This window comes from Undibacterium sp. 5I2 (assembly GCF_035019605.1).
In the GTDB taxonomy this organism is placed as follows: domain Bacteria; phylum Pseudomonadota; class Gammaproteobacteria; order Burkholderiales; family Burkholderiaceae_D; genus Undibacterium.
Genome location: NZ_JASJVS010000003.1, coordinates 108,234 through 132,856, shown reverse-complemented (window position 1 = coordinate 132,856; position 24,623 = coordinate 108,234). Strand labels below are relative to the sequence as shown.

General features: G+C 54.8%; 29 protein-coding genes. 10 read left to right on the top strand and 19 right to left on the bottom strand.

All coding sequences use genetic code 11. From position 1 onward, the window contains the following. Nucleotides 1-138: 138 nt before the first annotated feature. The 3 genes from QN359_RS02345 to QN359_RS02335 form a co-directional block, all read right to left on the bottom strand. The gene (locus QN359_RS02345; RefSeq protein WP_323493553.1) at nt 139-1,092 is read right to left on the bottom strand and encodes an ornithine cyclodeaminase family protein; all 954 of its coding nucleotides are present in this window, start codon (nt 1,090-1,092) and stop codon (nt 139-141) included. Nucleotides 1,093-1,199: 107 nt separating this feature from the next. Beyond that, a complete protein-coding gene (locus QN359_RS02340) occupies nt 1,200-1,619 on the bottom strand; it encodes an organic hydroperoxide resistance protein (RefSeq protein ID WP_322249113.1) in 420 nt (139 codons plus the stop codon). Between the two features lie 130 nt (nt 1,620-1,749). After that, a complete protein-coding gene (locus tag QN359_RS02335) occupies nt 1,750-2,208 on the bottom strand; it encodes a MarR family transcriptional regulator (RefSeq protein ID WP_322249112.1) in 459 nt (152 codons plus the stop codon). A gap of 148 nt (nt 2,209-2,356) precedes the next feature. Here QN359_RS02335 and pyrF point away from each other — a divergent pair, with 148 nt between their 5' ends. Continuing rightward, complete coding sequence (pyrF, locus tag QN359_RS02330) at nt 2,357-3,175, top strand: orotidine-5'-phosphate decarboxylase (RefSeq protein ID WP_322249111.1); 819 nt, start codon at nt 2,357-2,359, stop codon at nt 3,173-3,175. 49 nt (nt 3,176-3,224) lie between these two features. Here the strand turns inward: pyrF and QN359_RS02325 are convergent, their stop codons facing one another. From QN359_RS02325 to QN359_RS02315, 3 genes are all read right to left on the bottom strand, one after another. Next, nucleotides 3,225-3,596: a hypothetical protein gene (locus tag QN359_RS02325; RefSeq protein ID WP_322249110.1), complete on the bottom strand. Its 372-nt coding sequence runs from the start codon at nt 3,594-3,596 to the stop codon at nt 3,225-3,227. A 329-nt stretch (nt 3,597-3,925) separates the two neighbouring features. Further along, nucleotides 3,926-4,846, bottom strand: a complete 921-nt coding sequence (locus QN359_RS02320) for a fused MFS/spermidine synthase (RefSeq protein ID WP_322249109.1) — start codon at nt 4,844-4,846, stop codon at nt 3,926-3,928. Nucleotides 4,847-4,857: 11 nt separating this feature from the next. Further along, nucleotides 4,858-5,685: a hypothetical protein gene (locus QN359_RS02315; RefSeq protein ID WP_322249108.1), complete on the bottom strand. Its 828-nt coding sequence runs from the start codon at nt 5,683-5,685 to the stop codon at nt 4,858-4,860. Nucleotides 5,686-5,934: 249 nt separating this feature from the next. Between QN359_RS02315 and QN359_RS02310 the strand changes: the two genes are divergently transcribed. After that, the gene (locus tag QN359_RS02310) at nt 5,935-6,180 is read left to right on the top strand and encodes a hypothetical protein (RefSeq protein ID WP_322249107.1); all 246 of its coding nucleotides are present in this window, start codon (nt 5,935-5,937) and stop codon (nt 6,178-6,180) included. A 13-nt stretch (nt 6,181-6,193) separates the two neighbouring features. Then, nucleotides 6,194-7,039 carry a PA4780 family RIO1-like protein kinase gene (locus QN359_RS02305; RefSeq protein ID WP_322249106.1) on the top strand — a complete coding sequence of 282 codons (846 nt, stop codon included), beginning with the start codon at nt 6,194-6,196 and terminating at the stop codon, nt 7,037-7,039. Between the two features lie 36 nt (nt 7,040-7,075). Here the strand turns inward: QN359_RS02305 and kynA are convergent, their stop codons facing one another. The 3 genes from kynA to kynB are packed head-to-tail and all read right to left on the bottom strand — an operon-like array spanning nt 7,076 to nt 9,820. Then, nucleotides 7,076-7,927, bottom strand: coding sequence for a tryptophan 2,3-dioxygenase (gene kynA / locus QN359_RS02300; protein ID WP_322249105.1), 852 nt, complete (start codon nt 7,925-7,927; stop codon nt 7,076-7,078). A gap of 13 nt (nt 7,928-7,940) precedes the next feature. Then, on the bottom strand, nt 7,941-9,182 hold the full coding sequence (gene kynU, locus QN359_RS02295; protein WP_322251147.1) for a kynureninase: 1,242 nt from the start codon (nt 9,180-9,182) through the stop codon (nt 7,941-7,943). Nucleotides 9,183-9,187: 5 nt separating this feature from the next. Next, nucleotides 9,188-9,820: an arylformamidase gene (gene kynB / locus QN359_RS02290; protein ID WP_322249104.1), complete on the bottom strand. Its 633-nt coding sequence runs from the start codon at nt 9,818-9,820 to the stop codon at nt 9,188-9,190. 183 nt (nt 9,821-10,003) lie between these two features. Here kynB and QN359_RS02285 point away from each other — a divergent pair, with 183 nt between their 5' ends. Beyond that, complete coding sequence (locus tag QN359_RS02285; RefSeq protein ID WP_322251146.1) at nt 10,004-10,486, top strand: Lrp/AsnC family transcriptional regulator; 483 nt, start codon at nt 10,004-10,006, stop codon at nt 10,484-10,486. A 147-nt stretch (nt 10,487-10,633) separates the two neighbouring features. Here the strand turns inward: QN359_RS02285 and QN359_RS02280 are convergent, their stop codons facing one another. The 3 genes from QN359_RS02280 to QN359_RS02270 all read right to left on the bottom strand — a co-directional run bounded on the left by QN359_RS02280 (nt 10,634) and on the right by QN359_RS02270 (nt 12,442). Continuing rightward, nucleotides 10,634-10,966 (bottom strand): DUF5615 family PIN-like protein, encoded by a 333-nt coding sequence (locus tag QN359_RS02280; protein WP_322249103.1) that lies wholly within the window; start codon nt 10,964-10,966, stop codon nt 10,634-10,636. Continuing rightward, the gene (locus QN359_RS02275; RefSeq protein ID WP_369124404.1) at nt 10,963-11,193 is read right to left on the bottom strand and encodes a DUF433 domain-containing protein; all 231 of its coding nucleotides are present in this window, start codon (nt 11,191-11,193) and stop codon (nt 10,963-10,965) included. Before QN359_RS02275 ends, QN359_RS02280 begins: the two co-directional genes overlap by 4 nt. A 178-nt stretch (nt 11,194-11,371) precedes the next feature. After that, nucleotides 11,372-12,442 (bottom strand): serine hydrolase domain-containing protein, encoded by a 1,071-nt coding sequence (locus tag QN359_RS02270; protein WP_322249101.1) that lies wholly within the window; start codon nt 12,440-12,442, stop codon nt 11,372-11,374. Between the two features lie 93 nt (nt 12,443-12,535). On the opposite strand from QN359_RS02270, the gene murJ reads away from it, so the two are divergent. Next, nucleotides 12,536-14,089: a murein biosynthesis integral membrane protein MurJ gene (gene murJ / locus QN359_RS02265; RefSeq protein WP_322249100.1), complete on the top strand. Its 1,554-nt coding sequence runs from the start codon at nt 12,536-12,538 to the stop codon at nt 14,087-14,089. 7 nt (nt 14,090-14,096) lie between these two features. Here murJ and QN359_RS02260 read toward each other — a convergent pair whose 3' ends face one another. Further along, nucleotides 14,097-14,375, bottom strand: coding sequence for a ribbon-helix-helix domain-containing protein (locus QN359_RS02260; protein WP_322249099.1), 279 nt, complete (start codon nt 14,373-14,375; stop codon nt 14,097-14,099). Between the two features lie 163 nt (nt 14,376-14,538). Between QN359_RS02260 and QN359_RS02255 the strand changes: the two genes are divergently transcribed. Continuing rightward, nucleotides 14,539-15,066: a hypothetical protein gene (locus QN359_RS02255; protein ID WP_322249098.1), complete on the top strand. Its 528-nt coding sequence runs from the start codon at nt 14,539-14,541 to the stop codon at nt 15,064-15,066. A 65-nt stretch (nt 15,067-15,131) separates the two neighbouring features. Here QN359_RS02255 and QN359_RS02250 read toward each other — a convergent pair whose 3' ends face one another. From QN359_RS02250 to argF, 3 genes are all read right to left on the bottom strand, one after another. Further along, a complete protein-coding gene (locus QN359_RS02250) occupies nt 15,132-15,446 on the bottom strand; it encodes a pyrimidine/purine nucleoside phosphorylase (protein ID WP_322249097.1) in 315 nt (104 codons plus the stop codon). Nucleotides 15,447-15,515: 69 nt separating this feature from the next. Then, nucleotides 15,516-16,748 (bottom strand): argininosuccinate synthase, encoded by a 1,233-nt coding sequence (locus QN359_RS02245; RefSeq protein WP_322249096.1) that lies wholly within the window; start codon nt 16,746-16,748, stop codon nt 15,516-15,518. 57 nt (nt 16,749-16,805) lie between these two features. Continuing rightward, nucleotides 16,806-17,720 carry an ornithine carbamoyltransferase gene (argF, locus tag QN359_RS02240; protein ID WP_322249095.1) on the bottom strand — a complete coding sequence of 305 codons (915 nt, stop codon included), beginning with the start codon at nt 17,718-17,720 and terminating at the stop codon, nt 16,806-16,808. A gap of 348 nt (nt 17,721-18,068) precedes the next feature. Here argF and QN359_RS02235 point away from each other — a divergent pair, with 348 nt between their 5' ends. From QN359_RS02235 to QN359_RS02220, 4 genes are all read left to right on the top strand, one after another. Further along, nucleotides 18,069-18,728: an SGNH/GDSL hydrolase family protein gene (locus tag QN359_RS02235; protein ID WP_322249094.1), complete on the top strand. Its 660-nt coding sequence runs from the start codon at nt 18,069-18,071 to the stop codon at nt 18,726-18,728. A 62-nt stretch (nt 18,729-18,790) separates the two neighbouring features. After that, complete coding sequence (locus QN359_RS02230) at nt 18,791-19,447, top strand: cell division protein FtsQ (RefSeq protein ID WP_322249093.1); 657 nt, start codon at nt 18,791-18,793, stop codon at nt 19,445-19,447. Nucleotides 19,448-19,461: 14 nt separating this feature from the next. Beyond that, nucleotides 19,462-20,859, top strand: a complete 1,398-nt coding sequence (locus tag QN359_RS02225) for an MBOAT family O-acyltransferase (RefSeq protein ID WP_322249092.1) — start codon at nt 19,462-19,464, stop codon at nt 20,857-20,859. 11 nt (nt 20,860-20,870) lie between these two features. After that, nucleotides 20,871-22,016 (top strand): alginate O-acetyltransferase AlgX-related protein, encoded by a 1,146-nt coding sequence (locus QN359_RS02220; RefSeq protein WP_322249091.1) that lies wholly within the window; start codon nt 20,871-20,873, stop codon nt 22,014-22,016. A 7-nt stretch (nt 22,017-22,023) separates the two neighbouring features. On the opposite strand, the gene rsgA is transcribed toward QN359_RS02220, so the two are convergent. From rsgA to QN359_RS02205, 3 genes are read right to left on the bottom strand one after another with little or no spacing between them, the layout of a single operon-like run. Next, nucleotides 22,024-22,929, bottom strand: coding sequence for a ribosome small subunit-dependent GTPase A (rsgA, locus tag QN359_RS02215; RefSeq protein WP_322249090.1), 906 nt, complete (start codon nt 22,927-22,929; stop codon nt 22,024-22,026). Next, nucleotides 22,929-23,279 carry a 4a-hydroxytetrahydrobiopterin dehydratase gene (locus QN359_RS02210; protein WP_322249089.1) on the bottom strand — a complete coding sequence of 117 codons (351 nt, stop codon included), beginning with the start codon at nt 23,277-23,279 and terminating at the stop codon, nt 22,929-22,931. Before QN359_RS02210 ends, rsgA begins: the two co-directional genes overlap by 1 nt. A 20-nt stretch (nt 23,280-23,299) precedes the next feature. After that, nucleotides 23,300-24,559 carry a M48 family metallopeptidase gene (locus QN359_RS02205; RefSeq protein ID WP_322249088.1) on the bottom strand — a complete coding sequence of 420 codons (1,260 nt, stop codon included), beginning with the start codon at nt 24,557-24,559 and terminating at the stop codon, nt 23,300-23,302. Nucleotides 24,560-24,623 lie beyond the last annotated feature (64 nt).

Below are 24,623 nucleotides of genomic sequence, written 5' to 3'. Positions count from 1 at the left end.
CACTTGCGTCGCCTTTTGCTGTCAATAGCTCGCTATTGACAGCAAAAGGCGCCTTGCATTGCATCCTCATTGGCAACGGACAATTCCACAGCGATTAAATCTGCGCTTCCTTAAAAAAACCGGACTTGTCCGGTTTTTTTATTGCTGAGCGCTGTGTAACTGCCAAACCAAATTGGCTGCAGCCAAATCTTCGAGTGCCGTGCCGACCGATTTGAATACCGTCACAGTGTTCGCTGAGCGCCGTCCGCCATGCCGGCCGCGACAGAGTTCCGCCAACTCGGCGACGATGGCAGCGCGTTGCAGGCTGCCATTGTCCAGGCACTGCAGCAGGTCGCCGGCTTCGGCCAGGGCACCGGTATAGGTATCGACCGTGACTTCGGCGCGCGCCATCAGGGCATCATCGGCTTCGCGCATGTCGGGACGAAAGCCGCCGACCAAGTCGATGTGTGTGCCGTCGCGTACCCAGGTACCATTGACCAAGGGCACACTGCTGGTGGTGGCACAGGAGATGATGTCGGCATCGGCGCAGCCGCTTGCCAAATCCTCGCAGAGGCTGATGCGCAGACCGGGTGGGCAAGTTGGATCGGCCAGAATGGCAGCGCGACAGGCGGCCGATTTTTCAGCTGCACGGCCCCAGATACGGATGTGCTCGATAGGCCGTACGGCGCAGTGGGCCAGCGCCAGATGCGGTGCTAAATGACCATTGCCGACCATCAGCAAGCTGCGACTATCGCGGCGCGCCAGATAATCGGCCGCTAAGGCCGAGGCGGCGGCGGTACGTTTTTTTGTCAATGCTTCGCCATCCATCAGCGCCAACGGTGCGCCAGTGTGCGAATCGAGCAGAATGAACAGCGCTTGCACGGCCGGTAAGTGGGTATTGCGCGGTGCGACCGTGACCAGTTTCACGCCGGTGTGGCCATCGCTCTGCCAAGCTGGCATCAACAGCAAGGTGGTATCGGTGCTCGGTGAAATGTGGTGGACATGGCGCGCCGGGGTAGAAATGACTTCACAAAATGCGGCACGCAAGGCATCGATCAGGGCCGCCCAAGGCAGCGCTGCGGTGACTTGTTCTTGATTCAAATAGGGGATCATGGCATGGGCTCCGGTAACAGTGCTCCGGCTATCATACACATCAATTTGGACTGGTTCAAACAGCCGTTGAGGTGAACGCGGCATCGCGCTCACCTTATTTAATTGAATTAAATCAACGTTATACTGACATCAACATTACCGCGTGTTGCATTTGAATATGGGCAGACTTGATGCGCTTGATCGACCAAGGCTTGCGCTGCGCTGCGTTCCATACCAGGCAAATTGACTTCCAAAGCGACGCTGATGGCGAAGCCGCCGCTGCTATTTGGGCCAATACCGACCGAGCCGTTCACCGATACATCAGGTGGCAGGGCGATTTTACCGCTGGCAGCAACGAATTTCATCGCGCCGATAAAGCAGGCCGAATAACCGGCCGCAAACATTTGTTCCGGATTGGTACCAGCACCGCCAGCGCCGCCCAATTCTTTCGGCGTGCTCAGTTGCACGTCGAGGTGATTATCGCTGGAAACGGCGCGGCCATCGCGGCCACCGGTGGCGGTAGCATGAGCAGTATAAATGACTTGCATGTGAATTCTCCAAACAGGTTAATGAAACAACAGGGGGTAGTACGATGCAGTAATAATAGTACACAATTAAATTGTGTGCAATCTAAATACCCATTGAATATCTCTATCGAGCCGATAGGGATGAAACAACTTAGTTTAACTTTTTTTGCAATTCCTCGCGCAAATCGCCCAATTGTGTACGTAGCGTGCAGAGCGTATCGGGGGTTTGGCCGCTGGCACACAGAATTTGTGCCGGAATCGCTGCCGCCGCTTGGCGTAGCTGGCGACCGGCAGCGGTTAAGGTGATTCTGACTTGACGCTCATCGTCAGCATCGCGGCTTCTGCTCAGCAGGCCCGAGCTGGCTAAGCGTTTGAGCAGCGGAGTCAGGGTGCCGGAATCGAGAAACAAGGCTTGGCCGATTTGTTTGACCGGAATATCGTCGTGTTCCCACAATACCAGCATCACCAGATATTGCGGATAGGTCAGACCGAGGCTGTCGAGCAGCGGTTTGTAAGTTTTGGTCAAGGCCAGGGACGCCGAATACAGGGCGAAACATAGCTGATTATCCAGCGCCAACATGGGGAGGTCTTTAGGCAGGGAGTCGGTCATCGTGTGGCTGGAATCGGGTAAGGGAAGCAAAGCATGGGTTCAGACTACATGATAATCAAGTTTGTCGTTGTCGGTGGCGGCATTTATTGCAGCTGCTCCACGGTATAATGGCTGATTCCAAAAAAATACTGCAAATTCAGAGGTAACCGTGACTTTCATTAATAAACTGCACCGCGCATGGACCGGCAATCAATCATTACTGTGTGTGGGGCTCGATCCAGACGTCAACCGTTTTCCGGCTGAATTGGCCGGCCAGCCTGATGCAATCACGCTTTTTTGCAAAGCGATCATCGATGCCACGGCCGATCTGGCTTGCTCCTTCAAGCCGCAAATCGCGTATTTTTCTGCCTTGCGCGCCGAAGACCAACTCGAAGACATTTGCCTGTATATCAAAACACGCTATCCGCAAATTCCGGTCGTGCTCGACGCCAAGCGCGGCGATATCGGTGCCACGGCCGAGCAGTATGCGCGTGAAGCGTTTGAACGTTATCAAGCCGATGCCGTTACCGTCAGTCCGTACATGGGTTTTGATTCGGTGGCACCGTATCTGGAATGGAAAGATAAGGGCGCGATCGTGCTGTGTCGGACTTCCAATGCCGGCGGCTCCGATCTGCAATTTCTGCAAGTCGATGGCAAGCCCTTGTATCAGCATGTCGCCGCCTTGGTGGCGGAAAAATGGAATACCAATGGCCAATGTGCGCTGGTAGTCGGTGCTACCTTCCCGCAAGAATTGGCACGCGTGCGTGAAATTATCGGTGACATGCCTTTGCTGGTTCCCGGTATCGGTGCCCAAGGCGGCGATATTGCGGCAACGGTGGCAGCTGGCAAAACGGCCGATGGCAATGGCATGATGATCAATTCCTCGCGCGCGATTCTGTATGCGCAAGCCACGGCCGGTGAAAGCTATGCGGCGGCGGCGCGGCGTGTTGCACTGGAAACACGCGACAGCATCAATTTACACCGTTAAGGAGACGCCGATTTCATCGTAGTGGAATTGACCGCTGCCAATTATCGGCTCAGCTCAGCAATTGATTGAACTCATCGGCTTGACGCACGATGCGCTTCGAGGCGGTACCGAAGAGGTCGTGGGTTTCTTGCACAATATATTCGTTCGATCCCTTGGTACAAAACAGCAGACCGCGGAAGTTGGTACCGAGATAGACGAACGGTGCCAGCTTGGTTTTGACCGTGACATCGCTCTTGAGTAAGACGCGTAACTTGCGTTCGATATCGTACAAGCTGCTTTCATTCAAATGCACGGTCTCGCCCTTGGGGGTAGGGAAGCTGGTTTCAAAGGCTGGATTCTGCCCCATAGGATTTTTAACGGTGATTTTGACACCGAGTTTCAAAAATTTGGCAACGGCAAAAAAGTCATTTTCATCATACATGGCAAGCTCCTCAATGGTGGTTGCCGACTATGTGTTGCGGCAAAACATATATTGCCAGCTTGCCAGAAATCAGCGCTTTTGACAATCGACCTGTGCTGCTTTGGGCGATAGACAGATGATTACCCTAAATGCTCGTAAGGTCCTTCCTGCGAGCTTTTGGCAGGAATCCCGCAGCGTTCCTTAGCCAGAAATGATGGAATTTTCGGTGTTAAAAACGACGCTAGCTTGGCGCCAAAGACATGCGGGAAGGATGCAGGCTGGACTGGCGCTGCGTATGGCGCTGGATGGCCGCAGACAAGCGGATTCATCAGCATTGCCAATGAGCCCGGTCACAGCGGCACGTCAGCCAATTTTTTCAGAATTTGCTTCTTCCACGCTGCATAGTCATTCGGGACATTTTCGTCAGCTACCAAAATACTGCGCAAGCGCTGCAAGCTCGCTGCTTCATAGTTATCAAGTGGCAGCGGCCAGTCTTGCGCCAGCTCCGCTAATCCCAGTGTCGGGTGGGCGGCGCACAGTGCTGCCGATGGGGCGCTGATGTAAGGGGTGGGGGTGGCGAAAACCAGCAGGTTATAGCTGTCGGCAGACTTGAAAAAATGCACAGTTCGCGCCAGCGCTGTGTGTAGTCGCGCCAGCATCGGTGCCAGCGTCGATGGTTTGCCCCAGACATTGGCCACCAGCACGCCGTCGGCATGCAAATTGCGATGACACGAGGCGTAAAATTCGGCGGTATTGAGTTCGGCAACCAGACCTTGTTGGTCATAGGCATCGAGCAAAATCACATCGGCTTGGTCGGTATTGGCTGCCAACCAGGCTCGGCCATCGGCATGAATGATCTGCAGCCGCTCGTCATCGGGCGGAATCTGGCATTGCTCGCGCAAGGCGATCACATCGGCATCGATTTCTATCGCCGTGATGCGGCAGTCTGGCAGACGATGGTAGCAGTATTTGACCAGAGAGCCACCACCCAAACCGATCAGTATGATATGGCGCGGGGCCGGGCAAGCCAGCAGAAACGCCATCATCGCGCGCGAATAGGCGCACAGTAAGCGCTCGGGCTGATCGATCAACAGCGCGCTTTGCATGCATTGCGGGTTCAAATACAGCATGCGCAAGCCCTCGTCGTCGAACAGAAAGGGCCGTCCCTGCCGGGCTTGTGACAGTGCTTGCAAATGCTTTTGATGCAGCGCTTCGGCGGTCGATGGTCGATTCAGAAACAGGCGCGCTAAACTCGGTTTGGCTGTTTGCATGGCGAGTTCGTTTACGCGGCGCGGGCCAGTTCCAAAGCGGCTTCCAGCTCGGCTATGCGGGCATGTAATACGGCGTTGGCGCTTTCGAGTTCGCTGACGCGGTCATGCCACGGGCTGCTGTGCCCGCTCGCGCCAGCTGTCGTTGTTTGTGTCGGCGCAGCCTCGGCCTCAGGCACGCTGGCAGTCGGGCTCTTTTGCGCGCGTGCTTTATCGCGAATTTGCTTGGCGACTTGCTGTAACTCTTTTCGTCCGCCGGCGACTGCTGCCACTTGCTCGGCTTCGGGCAGGGAAGCCACGGCGGCGGCGGCGCTGATGGAAATAGTACCGTTGCGTACCGCACGCACCAACTCCGGCGCGGCAGTCCTTTGAATTTTTTCTATTTGCACCACGGCATTGCTGGTGATGCCGGCGGCACGGGCGATATCTTGGCGGCTTTGGGTGGCTTTGATAATCGGTTGCGCGACCTCGTTTTCTGACAGCGTGACCGCTGCTGCCGATTCTTGCAATTGTAAACGCGCCGTGATGATTTCTTTTTTACGTATAGCCAACATGCCGCGCTGAAAATCAGAAACGCTGCGGCGACCGAGGTGATTGTCTATCATCCACAGTTGGACATCTTCGATATTCGCGAATTGTTCGTTTTGTACGATTTTGAAGGGCAGGGCATGCTGTTGGCAGATTGCATAGCGGTTATGACCATCGATCAGCACTTCGCCCCAACATACCAAGGCATCGCGACAGCCTTCGGTCAGGATGCTGCGTTCGAGCGCGGCAAATTCTTGCTCAGTCAGCGGGTCGATATAGGCGCGTAAGGCTTCGTGGATAATCATAATCGTCATTCTTCCTGTAAATCTTCGGCACGCTGAGGCCGGAGCAATGGTCTGGCATGTTGCAAGGGAAGCGGCATTGTAGCTGAGAATGCGATGCTTTTCCGCAGCACAACATGGTCAGCAGATGCTGATCTGTCGGCGCAGCCGTGTACAATGGCATGTTTTGCTGTGGCGTGAAGAGATTTTTTCAGTATGCCACACTGCATTGTGATTAATTATTTCGGCGCAGCATGCGCCGTATAGCAAGGAACTGCCACTATGATGACCTATGAAGCGTATCTCGATGAAGTCACAACCCTGATGACGGAAAAATTTGATCTCACCGATGAAGATGCGATCAAACACGTCATGCGCGCCCAAGCCGGCGATTTTTTTACCCTGCATGACGATATGCCGGAAATGCGCACGCCACAGCGCGCGCAAGAGGATGCCCAGAAAATTTACGATCTGCGCAATAAATCGCGCGCTCACGTCGCGCCACAGCGCAAGTCGCGCAAGCCTTAAGCGGCCGGATGCGATGAAAACACCGAAACGACTCGCCCCTCTGGTAGAAGAGGGATTGATCGATGAAGTCTTGCGTCAATTGATGAGCGGTAAGGAAGCGACCGTGTATGTGGTGCGCTGCGGTGAAGAAATTCGTTGCGCTAAAGTTTATAAGGAAGCCAGTCAGCGCAGTTTCAAACAGGCTGCCTCGTACCAGGAAGGACGCAAGGTCAAGAACAGCCGGCAGGCGCGTGCGATGGAAAAGGGCAGTCGTTACGGTCGCAAGATGCAAGAAGAAGTCTGGCAGAACGCCGAAGTCGATGCGCTTTATAAGCTCGCCGCCGCCGGTGTCAAAGTGCCGACGCCGTATCTCTGCTTCGAAGGGGTACTGTTGATGGATTTGGTGACCGATGCCGATGGCCATGCCGCGCCGCGTCTCAATGATGTCGAACTGTCGCCGGAAATGGCGTTGCAATACCATGCTCAGTTGCTGCAACAAGTGGTGCTGATGCTGTGCGCCGGGGTGATCCACGGTGATTTGTCCGAGTTCAATATCTTGGTGGATGGCGAAGGCCCGGTCATCATCGATTTGCCGCAGGCAATTGATGCGGCCAGCAATACCGAAGCGGCCGTCATGCTGGAACGCGATGTCACTAACTTGGCCAATTATTTCGGGCAATTTGCGCCGCAATTGACAGCTACCCAGTATGGCAAGGAAATTTGGAGTCTGTATATTGCCGGCGAACTGAACCCCGATGTGGTGCTCAGCGGCCAAGTGGCCGCCGATACCACACCGGTCGATCTCGATGCTGTGCTCGAGGAAATCGAATCAGCCATTCTTGATGAACAAGACCGGCTGCGTCGCATGGCCGAAGCCTGAGCGCCGTCTCGCTTGCGTCCGCTTATTTGTGTCCGCTTATAGGGCGGTGCGCAGCGAGAACAGTTCCGGAAACAGCACCACGTCGAGCATCTTGCGCAGATAGCTGACGCCGGCCGTGCCACCGGTACCGGTTTTAAAGCCGATGATACGTTCTACCGTGGTGACATGACGGAAGCGCCAGATGCGAAAGGCGGTTTCCATGTCGACCAGTTTTTCCGCCAATTCATACAGCGTCCAATGCTGTTCCGGCGCTTGATACACCTGTAGCCAGGCGGCTTTGACGGATTCGTTAGCGGCCAGCGGCTGCGCCCAATCGCGTTCTAAACAATGGCTGTCGATGGCAAAACCTTGGCGCGCCATCAGGGCGATCGCTTCATCATAAATCGATGGTGTACGCAGCGCCGCGTCGAGCGTGGCATAGTTGCCGGGATGACTTTCATGGACTGCCATCATGGTGGCATTCTTGTTTCCCAATAAGAATTCCAGTTCGCGATATTGATGCGATTGAAAACCCGACGAGGCCCCGAGGTAGGGGCGGATCGCCGTGTATTCGCTCGGTGTCATGGTCGCCAACACATCCCAGGCATGCACCAATTGATCCATGATGCGCGCCACGCGCGAGAGCATTTTGAAAGCCGGTGGCAAATCATTGTCATGGATATGCCGGCGCACGCCGTGCAATTCGTGCAGCATCAGTTTGATCCATAATTCGCTGGTTTGATGCTGGATGATGAACAGCATTTCATTATGATTCGGCGAACGCGGATGCTGCGCCGTCAGGATCTGGTCGAGGCCGAGATAGTCGCCATAGCTCATCGATGTCGAAAAATCGAGTTGCGCGCCATGCCAAGCCATCGGGCATTTTCCAGTTGGAGTCGTATCGGTCATGTGCTGTGCTTTCTCAGGTAACTGCATTGCGTTTCAAATCGGTATCGTAGGCGGCATGATCGAGAATGTCGCGCAAGCCTTCGACCGCATCCCAGACATCGACGAAACGCAGATACAAGGGGGTGAAACCGAAGCGCATCACCGCTGGCTCACGGTAATCACCGATGATGCCGCGTCCTATCAGCGCCTGAATCAGCGCATACGCATGCGGATGCTTGAAGCTGGCGTGGCTGCCACGTTGCGCATGCGCGCGCGGCGTTACCAGTTCCAGCCCATGGGCGGCGCAGCGTGCTTCGACCAAGTTGATGAAGAGGTCGGTCAGTGCCAGCGATTTAGCCCGAATCGCCGTCATATCGGTGTGGCCGAATACATCCAAACCACAGCCGACCAAGGCCAACGACAGCATAGGCTGGGTGCCGCAGAGCGCGCGGCGAATCCCTGGCGTCGGCGTGAAGCCCGCTTCCATGGCGAAGGGGCTGGCATGCCCCCACCAGCCCGAGAGCGGATGCGAAAACGCCGCTTGATGGCGCGCGGGTACCCAGATAAAGGCAGGTGCACCGGGGCCGCCGTTGAGGTACTTGTAAGTGCAACCGACCGCGAAATCGGCCGCGGCGGCATTGAGCGTTACTGGCACGGCCCCGGCTGAATGCGCCAGATCCCACAGTGCCAGCGCACCGTGGGCGTGAATCAGAGCAGTCACTGCCGTCATGTCGTGCAGATAACCGCTGCGATAATTAACATGGGTCAGCATGACCAGCGCCGTTTCTTCATTGATCACCTCGGCCAATTGTTCCGGCTGGTCGATCAGCACCAGCCGGTAACCGCGATCTAACCAGCGCGTCAAACCTTCGGCCATGTAAATATCGGTAGGAAAATTGCTGCGCTCGGTGATGATGGTTTTGCGACGGCTGTCAGCGGCTTGCATCTGCAGTGCAGCGGCGATGGCTTTGAACAAATTGATCGAAGTCGAATCGGTCACCACCACTTCACCGGCGGCGGCACCGATCAAGGGGGCGAGTTGGTCGCCCAAGGTCGATGGCAGATCGAACCAGCCGGCACTGTTCCAACTCTTGATTAAATCTTGGCCCCATTCGTCGGCGATGACTTGGCGCGCGCGTTCGAGTGCCGCCTTCGGGCGGGCACCGAGCGAATTGCCATCCAAATAAATCACCTCTGGTGGTAACAGAAATTCATTGCGCAAGGCGGCCAGCGCATCGTCGCGATCGAGCTGCTCACAATCGTCTCGGGTCAAAATGGGGTTCATACGAATCTCCTGAGTAGGGCGCGTACCGGACTGGCATCGAGGCCGGCTAGCTTTAAAGGTAAACAAATTAATTCATAGTCGCCGGCGGCGACTTCATCGAGCACTATTCCTTCGAGGATGGCCATGCCGTGTGCCTGTACCCGCTGATGTGCCATCAGTACTTTGGCTTCTTGCGGATCGAGCGAGGGCGTGTCGATGCCAACCAAGCGCACACCATGGCTGGCGAGTAAATCGATGGCGGCCGGGCTGATGCTGGCAAAGTCAGGATCCCAGTGCGCTTGCGGCGCCGTTTGATAGGTGCGAAATACAACGCGTGGCGGCAGTTGCGCGAGAAATGGCAGAATCTGTGCCATATCGACTTGTTTCACGCCCAGGCAATGAATCACGCGGCAGGGCCCGAGATAGCTGTCCAGCGCGACTTCATCGATGGCGCGGCCGTGCGCATCGTAATGTGAAGGCGCATCGCAATGCGCGCCGGTATGGGTCGACATACTCAGCTTGCTGACCTTGACCGGACAGCCATCAGCAATCTGCCACGTGGTTTCACTGGTATAGGCGCTGTCGCCAGGCCAGACCGGCATGCCGAGCCGCAGCGTCGGACTGATGTCCCACAGGATTTGCTGTTGCATGAAAAACGCTCCGCTCTTTGTAAATAGGGAATACCCTTATTTTATGCCGGAATGCTTGGAGAATTCTTGCAAACTGCAGCGTGAATTTTGCCTTATTTCGAATATACTGCGAAGAATAAGTATTATTTTAAAATATAAATTGAAAATGACTTGATGCAGCGCACACTTCAGGAAAAAATGACTATGCAACTCGACGCCACCGACTTAAAAATTCTGCATAGCTTACAAAGCGACGGCCGCATCAGCAATCAAGAATTAGCCGATACCGTGTGCCTCTCACCTTCCGCTTGTCTGCGCCGCGTGCGCATGCTTGAAGAGGGCGGCATTATTCACCATTACTGCGCAGTGATCGATGCGGCAGCGGTTGGCCTTGAGGTCGATGCCTTTGTGCAGGTGACGATGCGGCGCGATGTAGAGCAATGGCATGAAAATTTTTCGCAAGCCTTGCAGCAGTGGCCGGAAGTGATCGGTTCCTACATCATCACCGGTGACGCCAATTATTTGCTGCGCGTGCGCGCCAGAAATCTCAAACACTATTCCAGCTTCGTACTCGAGCGCCTGTATAAAACCACCGGCGTGCTTGATATCCGCTCTAACATCGTCTTGCAAACACTGAAAGATACGCATCAAATTGCGGTGAGTCTGATGGCGGAGGGGATGGCTTGAGGGGCACTTGCAGCATAGTGTACAGGCGGTCTTCTCGTGCAGCTCGTTCGATCGCCATATACGGACGGCGTTCAGATCTTGCTCATGCCCGTATCTGATCCAACCGACAAGCGCAAGGGGAGCGTATGATCGGGTAAGTGAAAAAAGTCAGCTGATTTCCAAAAAACCAATGTCCAGATCGAGAAAAGCAGCAATGATGGTATCGGCATTATTGAGCAGGGTATTGACGACGGCTTGGTTTGAGCTGTTGCCTAAGCATAGGCTTACCACTCGAGGAGGATGGCCGATCAGCCCGGATAAACCGTGGAAATCTTCATCTTTGGTGACGATTACATAATCGTTTTCTTTGGCGAACTGCCAAATCGCCTTGTCATCGGCACGTTCCAAGCCTGTCAGCCTGACATGCGTCGTGCCAGGATAGCTTCCTTGCAGCGATGCGACAATGCGATATGACAGATTCTCGTCGAGTAGTAATTTCATGCTGTCATTTGGAAGATAGCACCATGGCGTTCCCTTCCTGCCGCATAGGCAAGACAAGCGAGTACGTCGTCGCGTTGTAATTCCGGATAGTCGAGCAAAATTTCCTCGGTAGTCATGCCCGAGGCCAACCAGTCGAGAACATCTTGCACAGTGATGCGCAGGCCTCGAATGCATGGCTTACCGGAACGTTTTCCTGGCTCCATGGTGATAATTGGATGGTAATCAATCATGGTGTTACCTTTCATCATTTGTAACAAGCGTCAAGCTTAGCGAGTTTTAAAAAACAAGCATACTACTGTCAGCTCATTTTTACAGGCTACTGAATCTATTGTATCGTATGCGTTCAAAACAGTAAGCAACGACCGCGCCGTAGGCAAAATCCGGGACGCTGGCAGGTTTTTTCGCTTACTTGCTCAGCAACAAAGCCTTGAGCAAGGGCGCAGCCGGCCCGTGCTCGGCCCAGGTTTGGCTCAGATCGAGGTCGCCATCGGCGCTGACCAGAATGAGAATATTTCCACTCTGCAGATCGATGAGATTGAGTATGCGCACGCCGGCGATCCAACCCTGACGTTCGACGATCACGCTAGGCTGCTCGGCATTGGCTGCGCGGAAAGGATAGACCCACACTCCGAGCGCACCACCGACAGCATTGGGCGTGGTCATCACGGTGCGGGCAGAGGAAGACAGCAGTTTGCCATTGAGGAAGGCGCGGTCGAAGGCCAGCAAATCTTGTAGCGTGCCATAGCTGCCGCCGGCCGCCGCATAGCTGGCGAAATTCACGGCCGGCTCGGGTTTGCCATCGAGGATGCCATGCAGATGGCTGGCATCGTCGACATGCGCGGCGCTGTACAAGCCGGCATGGCGCATGCCGGCCACTTGGAAGATCCGCTGTGTGAGTAAATCGGTGAAGGATTGACCAGTCACGCGTTCAAGTAAAGCGCCGAGCACCAGATAATCGCAATTATTGTAATCGAAACTGCTGCCGGGCACGCTCTTGAGCGGAGCGGCGCACAAGCCGGTGGCAAATTTCTGCATGTCGTCACCATTGCCGGCATTTTGCATGTGAAAGCCGGGGTCGGCATTGTCATTAGCCAGGCCGGAATAATGCATCATGAATTGGCGCAGCGTGATCGCACGCGCGGCCACATTCGGATAATCGGGCCACCAAGTTGACAGCGGCGCATCGAGTTGCAGATGACCTGCCTCGACTTCTTGCATCAGCATGATCGCGGTCATTTGCTTGGTAATAGAGGCGAAACGGAAGCTGCGCGTGAGTGGGCCGAAGTTCTTACTGGCGCTCTGGTGCAGGATGCGCTCGCCGCGTGCGGCCAGCACCGCACCTTGAAAGCCTGATTGAAACAGCGCTTGTGCCGCGGCGTCGAGCGGCGTTGTTACGGGTGCCGCAGCCCGGGCGGCACTGCAACAGAACGTGGCCAGTAACAGTATGCAGCGCAAAGCAGCTTGAAAACGCGACATCGATGAACTCCAGTAGGTGATGGACAGACTCCAGTGTAGCAAATCCACGCAGTTTCGAAAGATATTGCGGTGCACGATATATAATGCGGCACCATGAATTTAATAAAAACCCTCGCTTCCATCAGCGGCATGACCATGCTCTCGCGTATCACCGGTCTGGCGCGCGATGTGCTCATTACCACGCAATTCGGTGCCAATGCGCTGACCGACGCCTTCAATATCGCGTTTCGCATTCCGAATCTGTTGCGCCGCCTGTTCGCCGAAGGGGCGTTTGCCCAAGCCTTTGTGCCTATCTTAGCCGAATACAAAAGCCAGCAGGGCGCGCGCGCGACCAAACAATTGGTCGACCATGTCGCCACCTTGCTGACTTGGGCCTTGCTGTTGACCTGTGTGCTAGGCATCATCGGCGCACCGCTGATCTTGTATTTCGCCGCCAGTGGCCTGACTTCCCAGCCCGGCGTGTTCGATGCGACCGTGGTGATGACGCGCATCATGTTCCCCTACATCGGCTTCATGTCCATGGTGGCGCTGGCCGGTGGGATTTTGAATACTTGGCGCGAATTCAAAGTACCGGCCTTCACACCGGTGGTGTATAACCTCAGCTCGATTGCCGGTTCCTTGTTTTTATCGCGCTATCTGGCGCAACCGATTTATGCGCTGGCCATTGCCGTGTTTGTCGGCGGGGTATTGCAATTGGCGATACAGGTGCCGGCACTGATCAAGATCGGCATGTTGCCACGCATAGGTTGGCGTCCCGGTACGGCATGGGAAGACCCGGGCGTGCGCCGCATCTTGCGCAATATGCTGCCGGCGATTCTCGCCGTGTCGGCTTCGCAAATCAGCATCCTCATCAATACCAGCTTAGCTTCGAACATGGCGGCCGGGAGTACCAGTTGGCTGGCCAGTGCTGACCGCTTGATGGAATTTCCGACCGCCTTGCTGGGCGTGGCACTCGGCACCATTCTCTTGCCCGGTCTGTCGAAAGCCAATGCCGATGGCGATACCGTCGAGTATTCGGCTTTGCTCGACTGGGGTTTGCGCCTGACATTTTTGTTGGCGATGCCGGCTGGCGTGGCGCTGGCAACGATCCCGCAAGCCTTGACGGCGACCTTATTCCATCATGGTAAATTTGATGCCCATGCGGTGCAGATGACGTCGCATGCCTTGGTCGCCTATGGTCTGGGCTTGATCGGTTTGATTGTCGTGAAAATTCTGGCACCGGGATTTTACGCACGTCAAGACATCCGCACGCCGGTGAAAATTGCTGTTACGGTGATGATCGCCACCCAATTGATGAATCTCATCTTCGTACCGCGCTTTGCTCATGCCGGCCTGGCTTTGTCGGTCGGTTTGGGTGCCTGTATCAATGCTTTGTTCTTGTTCATCGGCCTGCGTCGACGCGGCATTTTTACCCCGAAACCAGGCTGGCCTATGTTTTTACTTAAGCTGGCTGCCGCACTCATGCTCATGGCGGCAGTAGCCTCGCTGATTTCAGATCAAGTCGATTGGCTGGGTATGAAGCAGGCACCGTTGCTGCGCGCGGCGATATTGCTGGGGCTGATCGTGGCGTCTGCCGGCAGTTATTTTGCGGCGCTCGGTGTGATGGGCTTTCGGCCGCGCGATTTCCGTAAGCTCGCCAAGATCTGAGATTGCATCACACTATTGCTTTGACCTTTTTGTGTTCCGCCGCGAGGGATGCCCGTAATTGTTTGATCGTTACTGCCCGTGCCGGGTCTGCTTTCAGGGCATCATAGGAGGGTCCCACTTCTTGGATCAGCCAGTTATCCACAGCATGGTCACGAGCTATCAGGGCGCGCAAGCCGTCACGGATGACTTCGCTCTCGGTGGCATACTCGCCTGCCGCCACTTTCGTTTTGATGATATCCGCCAGTTCATTTGGCAAAGTGATATTCAATTGCCGGGTAGTTCGCATGTTGAATCTCCGATTCGATAGGATTCAATCCTACTCCTGCAGGCAGCAATACGTCAACATCCCTTGGTCCTGACCCGCTATGCCGAGGCACTTATTTTCCATTCTTGTCATCGGATTGCCTTGCTGTTGCGTTAAGTCAATAACCAGTCAAAGGATGACCATCATGAAAAAATTACTACTTGCTGCCTTGACCGTTTTGGCAGTCAGCCCTGTATTTGCCGGTAACGTCGGTGTTTCCGTGTCTATCGGTGAACCGGGTTTCTATGGACAAATCGATATCGGCAATGGCGGTCGCCCGCAGTTGATTTACAATCAGCCGATCTTGATTGCTCGCCCATCGTATGGATATGTTGAAGAGCCAATGTATCTGCGGGTACCGGAAGCGCAGTCGCGTAACTGGCGTCGGTATTGTGGCAATTACGGTGCATGCGGCCGTCAAGTGTATTTCGTTCACAATAATTGGTACAACAATGTATTCGTACCGCAGTACCGTGAACGTGGGCGTGAGTGGAACAATGGCCGCGCGGTAGAGCGTCATGAGGAACGCCGCGAAGAGCATTTTGAACAGCGCCGTGATGAACGGCATGATGAACGACGTGATGAGCGGCGCAATGACCGTGGTGATCATGGTGACCGTGGCGATCGCGGCGATCATGGTGACCGTGGCGGCCGTGGCGATCATCGCGATTGAGATCTGATTGAATAAGCAAAAAGCGCAGCCGTGGCTGCGCTTTTTGCTTATTCGTGAAGGACAACTTACACGAAATGGCAAACGTAATCGAGCGTTTCCAGTGTTTCGATTTCAAAGCTGGAATTGGCCGGAACGCTGAATTGTTCGCCGCCTTGGTAGGTATGCCAAGCGCTGTCACCAGCCAAGCGTATGCGACACTGGCCGCCATTGAGTTCCATGATTTCCGCCGCGCCGGTATTGAATACCAAGCTCGATGGGAAAATCACACCGATGGTTTTTTTACTGCCGTCAGCGAACAGGACGGTATGCGAGATGCATTTACCATCGAAATACAGATTGGCTTTTTTGACGACGCTGACTTGATCGAATTGTGTGCTCATTTTTTATCCAAACAAAGAGCCCGCATCAGTGTTGCGCGGGCTCAGGAGAGAAACAGTGCTGTCGCTCGATTATTGACCGCGTTTAGCGCGGGCATTGGCGGCAATACGCAGACGCAGCGCATTGAGTTTGATGAACCCACCGGCATCGGCTTGGTTGTATGCGCCGCCATCTTCATCGAAGGTGGCGATGTTCATGTCGAATAACGAATCAGTTTTGGAATCGCGCGAGACCGTGATGACATTGCCTTTGTACAGCTTCAGACGCACCCAGCCGTTGACTGTATGTTGTGTATGGTCGATCAAAGTTTGCAGTGCTACGCGCTCCGGAGCCCACCAGTAGCCGTTGTAAATCATGCTGGCGTAACGCGGCATCAGATCATCTTTCAAATGCGCGACTTCGCGGTCGAGCGTGATCGATTCGATGGCGCGATGCGCGCGCAGCATGATGGTGCCGCCCGGGGTTTCGTAACAGCCGCGCGATTTCATGCCGACATAACGGTTTTCGACCAGATCGAGCCGGCCAATGCCGTGCTTGCCACCGACACGATTGAGTTCGGTCAGTACGGTGGCAGGCGACATGCGTACGCCGTTGATGGCGACGATGTCACCGCGTTCGAATTCCAAATCGAGGTATTCCGGCGCGTCCGGTGCTTGTTCTGGGCTGACGGTCCAGCGCCACATCGATTCTTCCGCTTCGGCGCTTGGGTTTTCCAAATGGCGGCCTTCGAAACTGATGTGCAGCAGATTGGCATCCATCGAATACGGCGCACCGCCGTTTTTATGCTTCTGGTCGATGGCGATGCCGGCATCTTCGGCATATTTCATCAATTTTTCACGCGACAGCAAATCCCATTCGCGCCATGGGGCGATGATCTTCACGCCCGGCATCAAGGCATAGGCACCGAGTTCGAAACGGACTTGGTCATTGCCTTTGCCGGTAGCACCGTGGGAAATCGCATCGGCACCGGTTTCTTTGGCGATCTCGATCAGACGTTTGGCAATCAGCGGACGCGCAATCGAGGTGCCGAGCAGGTATTCGCCTTCATAAATCGTATTGGCGCGGAACATAGGAAAGACGAAATCGCGCACGAATTCTTCGCGCACATCGTCGATGTAAATGTTTTCCGGTTTGATGCCGAATTTGATCGCTTTGGCACGCGCCGGTTCGAGCTCTTCACCTTGGCCGAGATCGGCGGTGAACGTCACGATTTCGCATTGATAATTATCTTGCAACCATTTCAGGATGACCGAAGTATCGAGTCCGCCGGAATAGGCGAGGACAACTTTTTTAATATCACTCATAGTTCGCTTTCAAAAAATTTTAGTGAAACTGATTGATGTATGTCAGGCGCGCGGGCTTCAGCTAATTTCGCCGACCACCAGATATTCGAGCAGGGCTTTTTGCACATGCAGGCGGTTTTCCGCTTCGTCCCAGACTACCGATTGCGGGCCGTCGATCACGCCGGCCGAGACTTCTTCGCCGCGATGGGCTGGCAGACAGTGCATGAACAAGGCATCGGGATGGGCACGTGCCATTTTCGCTTCATCGACGATCCAGCCATCGAAGGCTTGTAAGCGCGCTTGATTTTCCGCCTCATAGCCCATGCTGGTCCAGACGTCGGTGTTGACCAGGTCAACGCCGGCACAGGCATCGGATGGTTGATCGAACAGCGTGTAGTGAGCAGTTTCCGGGCCGACCAAGCTCATGTCCATGTCGTAACCCTTGGGGGTAGAGACATGCAGATGGAAGCCGAAAATGCGCGCCGCTTGCAACCACGAATAAAGCATATTGTTGGCGTCGCCTATCCATGCCACTTTTTTGCCGGCAATCGAGCCGCGATGTTCGATGTAGGTAAAGACATCGGCCAGCACTTGACATGGATGGTGCTGATTGGTCAGCCCATTGATCACCGGTACGCGTGAATTGGCGGCGAAACGTTCTATCATTTCTTGCTCAAAGGTGCGGATCATGATGATGTCGCACATGCGTGACATCACTTGACCGGCATCTTCCACCGGTTCGCCGCGGCCGAGTTGACTGTCGCGGGTATTGAGATAGATGGCGGCACCGCCGAGCTGGTGCATACCGGCTTCGAATGAGAGGCGCGTACGCGTGGAATTTTTTTCAAACACCATGACCAACGTTCGGTCGAGCAGCGGATGGTAAGGTTGATACGCCTTAAAGCGTTGTTTAATGATACGCGCACGCTGCATCACATAGTCGAACTCAGTGAGCGTGAAATCGGAGAATTGCAGGAAGTGTTTGATAGCCATAAATAAAACGGGCAGCAAGTTTAGCTTGCCGCCGCATGTCATAACTGCTTAATTATAAGGGATTAAAATCGCGTTCCCATATTAAATTCAGGAAATGGGCAATTAAAACAGAATTTTCTCAAAAAAAATCAAACGTCCGCATTTTTGCTGCGCTTTTGCCACGAAGCGGACGCCGATAGCTTTCACCATACCGCGATTTGTTAATTTTCGTCAATTATAAAAAAAACTTAAATCCGCTTGGTAATCTTGTCGATCTGTCAGTAGCAAAATGCAACATCCTATCTATAATGTGCAGACTGACAACTTGTCTTCCCGAAATTTCTGCCATCTTACCAATCGAGAGCCATTATGAGCGCACTTTTAGCCGGACTGACCGTCCTCATCATCGGCGACAGCCACATGTCGACGCCCGATTACCTCATCACCACCTTGCATGACGATTTGATGAACAAGGGTGCCGTGGTCTATTCCTTCGGTGCCTGCGGTGTCGCGGCCGGTGAATGGATGGTCAAGACGCAATCATCCTGCGGCGGTGCGGTGCGCCTCAAGGATGGTCCGGTGGAAGTGAAAGAGGGGCAAGAGGCGATGACGCGTCCCTTTAATGAGCTGGTCAAAACCTACAAACCGAATCTGGTGGTCGTCGTCAACGGCGACACCATGGCTTCGTATACCCAGCCGGAATTGCAAAAAACTTGGGTCTGGCAACAAGTCTCGCGCCTGACCAAGGGTATCAAAAACAATGGTGTGGCCTGCGTCTGGGTCGGCCCGGCTTGGGGCACCGAAGGCGGTAAATTCGGCAAAACCTATGCACGTGCCAAAGAAATGTCCGGCTATTTGGCCGACATCGTGGCTCCGTGCACCTATGTTGATTCGCTCAGCCTGTCGCAACCGGGTGAGTGGGGCACCATCGACGGTCAGCATTTCGACGGTGCCGGTTACCAATCTTGGGGCGCAGCGATCGGCAACGCCATCGCCACCCCGACGATTTTAAAAACTATCAAACACTGATGGAAGCGGGTCTGCACTCGATTGGGGGCAGGCCTTGTTTGTGATGAATGAAGAGAACAAAAATGAAAAAAATTCTACTCACTGTGCTGCTGGCGACTGCCGCAGCGCTGGCGCTGGCCGACAATCCTTTATATGAAACCGGCCCTGGCCAAGACTCTTCCTTCGTCCGTTTTCTCAACGCCGGCAGCGAAGCAGCCAGCATCGTCAACGGCAGTGCCAAGCTGTCGCTCGACGCGAAAGCGGTCGGTCGCGTGTCGCGTTTTTATCCGGTCAAGGCCGGCGACAAGCTGACTGCCACGGTGCAGATCGGTAAATCCAAGAGCACCATCGAGGTGGTGGCGAAACCCGGTGAATTCGTCACCGTGGCCTTGCTTAACCAAGGCGCGAGTATAGAGAGCTTGATCGTACGCGAAGCCCCGACCGATTTCAATGCCATGCGTGCCTCCTTAGCGCTGCTCAATGCCGATCCATCGTGTGCCGCTGCCGGCTTGACCGGTGGGCCGAAAAACGCACTGATTTTTGAAGCGGTGAAGAGCGCGAGCACGCAGCGTCGTCTGCTCAATCCAGTCAGCCTTAAGGTACAAGTCAATTGTGCTGCCGAGGCGGTCGGTAGCGTGATCGATTTATCGCAACTGCAAGCGGGCGAACGCTACAGCGTGATTCTGATTCCTGCCAAGAAGGGCCGTCAGGCGTTTTTTGTGCGCGATTCGACCTCTTGAGTTGAGAGTTCGCCATGGTATTCGCCTCACTGGAATTTCTCTGCCTGTTTTTGCCAGTGTTTTTTGCACTGTATTGGCTCACGCCTCAGCGCTGGCGCAACCATACCCTGCTGCTCGGCAGTTGGTTGTTCTATGCCTGGTGGACGCCGAAGTTTCTGCTGCTGATCATCGCCTTGACGATACTGGCTTGGCTGGCGGCGATCTGGATCGACAAGTGTCGTCACGAGCAAGACAAGACCCGCCTGATGGTCGCCACCATCGTGCTCAATCTGGCAGCGCTGGTGTGGTATAAATACACCAATATGCTGGTGGCCTCGCTCAATACCCTGCTGACGGGGCAGCAATTGCCGCCGCTGCCGTGGGTGAATTTGATGCTACCCATAGGTTTGTCGTTTACCGTTTTGCATGCGATTTCGTATGTCGTCGATGTGCGCCGTAAAGTCGTGCCGGCACAGTACAGCTTCATTTCTTTCAGCGCCTACATGGCGATGTTTCCGCATTTGATCGCCGGGCCCATCGTGCGCTACAAAATCATCGACAAAGAATTGCGCCAACGGGTGCTCTCGCTCGATAAATTCAGCGCCGGCGCACGCCGTTTTATGCTCGGCTTTTCCATGAAAGTGCTGATTGCCGATACGCTCGTGCCCGTGGTGACGCTGGCCTTCGGCCTGAAGCAACCAGCCTTTGGCGACGCCTGGATCGGTTGCTTAGCCTATACGCTGCAATTGTATTTTGATTTTGCCGGCTACAGCGCCATGGCGATCGGTCTCGGTCTCATGCTCGGGTTTCATTTTGCGGAAAATTTCAATCATCCATATTTGTCGACCTCGATCCAAGATTTTTGGCGGCGCTGGCATATGACGCTGTCGTCGTGGCTGCGCGATTACCTCTATATCAGTCTGGGCGGCAACCGCCAAGGACCTGGGCGCACCTACGTCAATTTAATGCTGACGATGGCCATTGGCGGTTTGTGGCATGGCGGTGAAAACTGGAATTACCTGATCTGGGGTGTGATACATGGCAGTGCTTTGTGCTGTGATCGCGCATTTACCCAGCGCGGCTGGCAATTGCCCGATTGGCTGGGACGGCTGGCCACTTTACTGGTCGTGATGCTGGCTTGGACCATCTTCCGCGCCGCCGGCTTTGACAATGCCATGGCGATGTGGGCCGGACAATTCGGTCTGCACGGCATGGGACTAGGCGATGAATTACAACTGGCGCTGCGCCCCGGCATCCTGATTACCTTCGCCCTCGCTGTGGCATTGCTACTCTATCCAGCCACGGCAGTAGCACGCCGCGGCGGCCTTGGCTTGGCTTGGTGGAGCATGCTGTGGCCGGTCTTGAGCTTCATGTATGCGCTCATTGTGCTGGCCGGACAAAAAGCGATTCCGTTTTTATATTTTCAGTTTTAAAAGACCCCTTCATGAGCGAATCCTTCTCTTTCGATCACCACACTGCCGGCCGCTGGCGCTATTTGCCAGCGCTGGCGTTCGGCCTTATCCTGCTGATCGGTTTGGTGGTGGCCTTGACTTCCTTACGGGCGGTACCGAGCAAGGCTTGGCAGGAGATGGCAGTGTTACAGCGGATTGCCGATGGCACGGCGAGTCGACGCTTTACCAGCGAATTGAATACGCATTTTGTATGGAGCCAGCCGTTCGCCAAGATTGAGCGCGCGGTCGATTGGAACCTCGCGCATGACAGCGGGCCGTCGGTGGCCGCCGGTTGTCCCGGTTGGTTTTTTCTCAGTGATGAACTGACTGTGTATCCGGGTGGCGAGCAGAATGCCGCGGCGCGTGCTTACATGGTGGCGCAAGTGGCGGGTTTGCTGCGACAACGCGGCATCGCACTCTTGGTCGCCTTGGTACCCGATAAATCACGCATCGAAGCCGCGCATCTGTGCGGGGTGGCGCGGCCGGCGCGTTTCGCGCCACGCACCCGGCAATGGCTAAGTAACTTGCGCGGCAATGGTGTTGAGGTGTTGGATTTGGCGACGCCACTGACGGCGCTCGCCGGCGAACGTTACTATCGCAGCGATTCGCATTGGAATGAAGCCGGCGCGAATGCCGCCGCCGCCGCTATTGCCGCGCGTCTGCAGGCTCTGCAATTGGTGACGGGTCAGCGCGCCGTGCTGCCGACCGGTGCGGTTAGCACCATACAAGCTGAACGCCCCGGCGACTTGATGCGGGTCGCGAATCTCGAGGGTTTGCCGGCGGCATTGCGTCCCAGCATAGAAATCAGCGCGCAAAGCAAGGTCGCTGCGGTCGCGGTGGCCAGCGATGATTTGTTTGGTGATGCCGGCTTGCCGACGGTGGCGGTGATCGGCACTTCCTACAGTTTACGCGGTAACTTCGTGCCTTTTTTGAGCCAACATCTGGCCGCACCGGTGGCGAATCTGGCCAAAGATGGCGGCGACTTTGACGGTGCCGCCACGGCCTACCTGCACAGTCCGGCACTGCAGCAGACACCTCCCAAGGTGATTGTTTGGGAAGTGCCTGAGCGGATGCTGCAACACGCTTTCAGCGCCGGCGAACTGAGTTGGTATGCGCGCCTCAAGCAAGGACAATTGTAAAACTGATTCAGTAACCGATGGTTTGTGCCGATTCATGCACCAGTTGTTCAAATAGTTGGTGCCGCATGGCCGAAATCGTGCCTTCCTTAACTGCCGCCAGCACCGCGCATTGCGGTTCGCTGTGATGGTGGCAATTATAGAATTTGCATTTCCCCAGATGTGGTAAAAATTCCGGGAAAGCTCGCTCCAGCATGCCTTCGCTGAGCTGATGCAAGCCGAACTCTTGAAAGCCGGGCGAATCGATCACATACGAATTTTGATCCATCTGGTACAAGCGGGTGAAGGTGGTGGTGTGCTTGCCGGTGTCGAGCGCCGCAGAAATTTCGCGTGTGGCGATTTCGGCATCCGGTATCAGCAGGTTGATCAGCGAAGATTTGCCCATGCCCGACTGGCCGATCAGGATCGTACTTTGGCCACGCATCAACTGGTCCATCGCTACACGGGTACCCTCGGGGTCAGCGCGCACCGACACTTCATGCACCGGATAGCCGAGGCCGGCATACAGTCCGACGCGCTGGCGCGCCTTGGCCAGCGATTCCGTGACATCGATCTTGTTGAGAATGATATGCGGCTTGATACCCGATGATTCCGCTGCCACCAGTGCACGCGAAACCAAATCATCGGTAAAACTCGGTTCGGTGGCAACCACGATCACCAATTGGCTTAAATTGGCGGCCAACATTTTCGATTTATATTGGTCCGAGCGATACAGCAGCGTTTTACGCGGCGTGATCGCTTCGATGACCCCCTGATTTTTTGATGTCAGCGCTAACTCGACAACATCGCCGACCGAGACATCAGTTTTTTTGCCGCGCGTGACGCAGTGCAGTTTCAGCGTTTCACCAGCCACTTCGGCTTGGATTAAATAATGACGGCCATGCGCGGCGATGACCAGACCTTGTTGATGCGCCATCAGGAAAAGCTTTGCTCGAACACGGCATCAACCTTGGCCGCACAGATGAAATCATTGACCGAAATACCACCATGGCCATCGTTGACGGTGTGAGTGTCAAACTTGATGACACAGCGGTTGAAGCTGACGACTAATTCCGGATGGTGGTCTTGGGCGTGAATCACGTAGGCAATCGCGTTGATGAAGGCCAGAGTTTCATAGTAATTTTTAAATTGGTAGGTCTTGACGATGCGCGCGCCATCTTGGCTCCAGCCCGGGGTGGCGGCAAAATAAGCAGCCAGCTCCGCTTGTGGCAGCGCAGTTTCGGTGTGCTGCGATGTGCTCGCCAGTAAATCGGTAGTTTTAATCATGGTCGGTCCTTAAAGAGTAGTCAGTGTGCAGCCAGCAGATGGTCGATGCGCACTGTCGCCGGCGGGTGGGAATCGTAAAAAGACGAATACAGCGGGTCGGGCGTGAGCGTTGCGGCGTTGTCTTCATACAGTTTTACCAGCGCGGCGACGAGGTCGTTAGCATTGGTATGCTTGGCAGCGAAGGCATCGGCTTCGAATTCATGCCGACGCGAGCTGATGGCGCTCAGTGGCGAAAACAAAAAACCGAACACCGGAATGCAGAGCAGGAACAAAATCAAGGCCATGGCATCATTTTTTGCCAACAACATCGGGTCGACGCCGAGGCCGGTATAGAACCACACTTGCTGCTTGAGAAAACCGAGCAGCGCCAGAAAGCCCAGCGACAGCGTAAAAATCACGAGCATGCGCTTGACGATATGCTTGAGTTTGAAATGTCCGAGTTCATGCGCCAACACCGCTTCAATTTCTTGCGGGGCCAGACGTGCCAACAGCGTATCGAAAAACACGATGCGCTTGCCGGCCCCGAAGCCGGAAAAATAAGCATTGCCATGCGCGCTGCGCTTGGAACCATCCATGACGAACAAACCTTTGGAGGCAAAACCGACGCGTTGCATCAGATTTTCTATCCGCGTGCGCAGCGCAGCATCGTCGAGCGGGGTGAATTTATTGAACAGCGGGGCGATTACGCTAGGATAGATCGACATCATCAGCAATTGAAAACCGCTCCATACCAGCCAGGCATAGAGCCACCAGTTGGCACCGGCTTGCTCCATCAAGCTGAGCACGACCCAGATCAGCGGCAAACCGATGGCGCAGCCGAGCGCGCTGTTTTTGATCATATCGCCAAAGAACAGTGCCGGTGTCATTTTATTGAAACCGAATTTTTGTTCTAACACGAATTGCGTGTAATAAGAAAACGGTAATTCCAGCACACTACTGATGACGACGAAGGCAGCGAGCAGGGCGATTTGGTACAGCATGCCGGAACCTATCAGTTCCAGTAAATGCACGGACAGCCATTGCAAGCCGCCGAAGAGGGTGAAACCGATCAGCACCAGGCCATTGAACAGCAAACTCAGCAGACTGAGTTTGGTTTTGGCGATGCTGTAATCGGCTGCCTTTTGATGGGCTGGCAGGGCAATTTTTTGTGCGAAGCGGGCCGGTACCACGGTGCGATGGCGCAGAATATGGCGGATGTGGCGCGACCCCAGCCAAAATTGCACGCACAGCGTGAGCAATAGAAAGGCGACGAAGAAAACCGAAAAAGTAATTGAATTCATGGGAAAATGACGCATTCAAAAAAAGCTGGGGAAGTATTTTATTGTCCGATCAAGCCGGACTTAG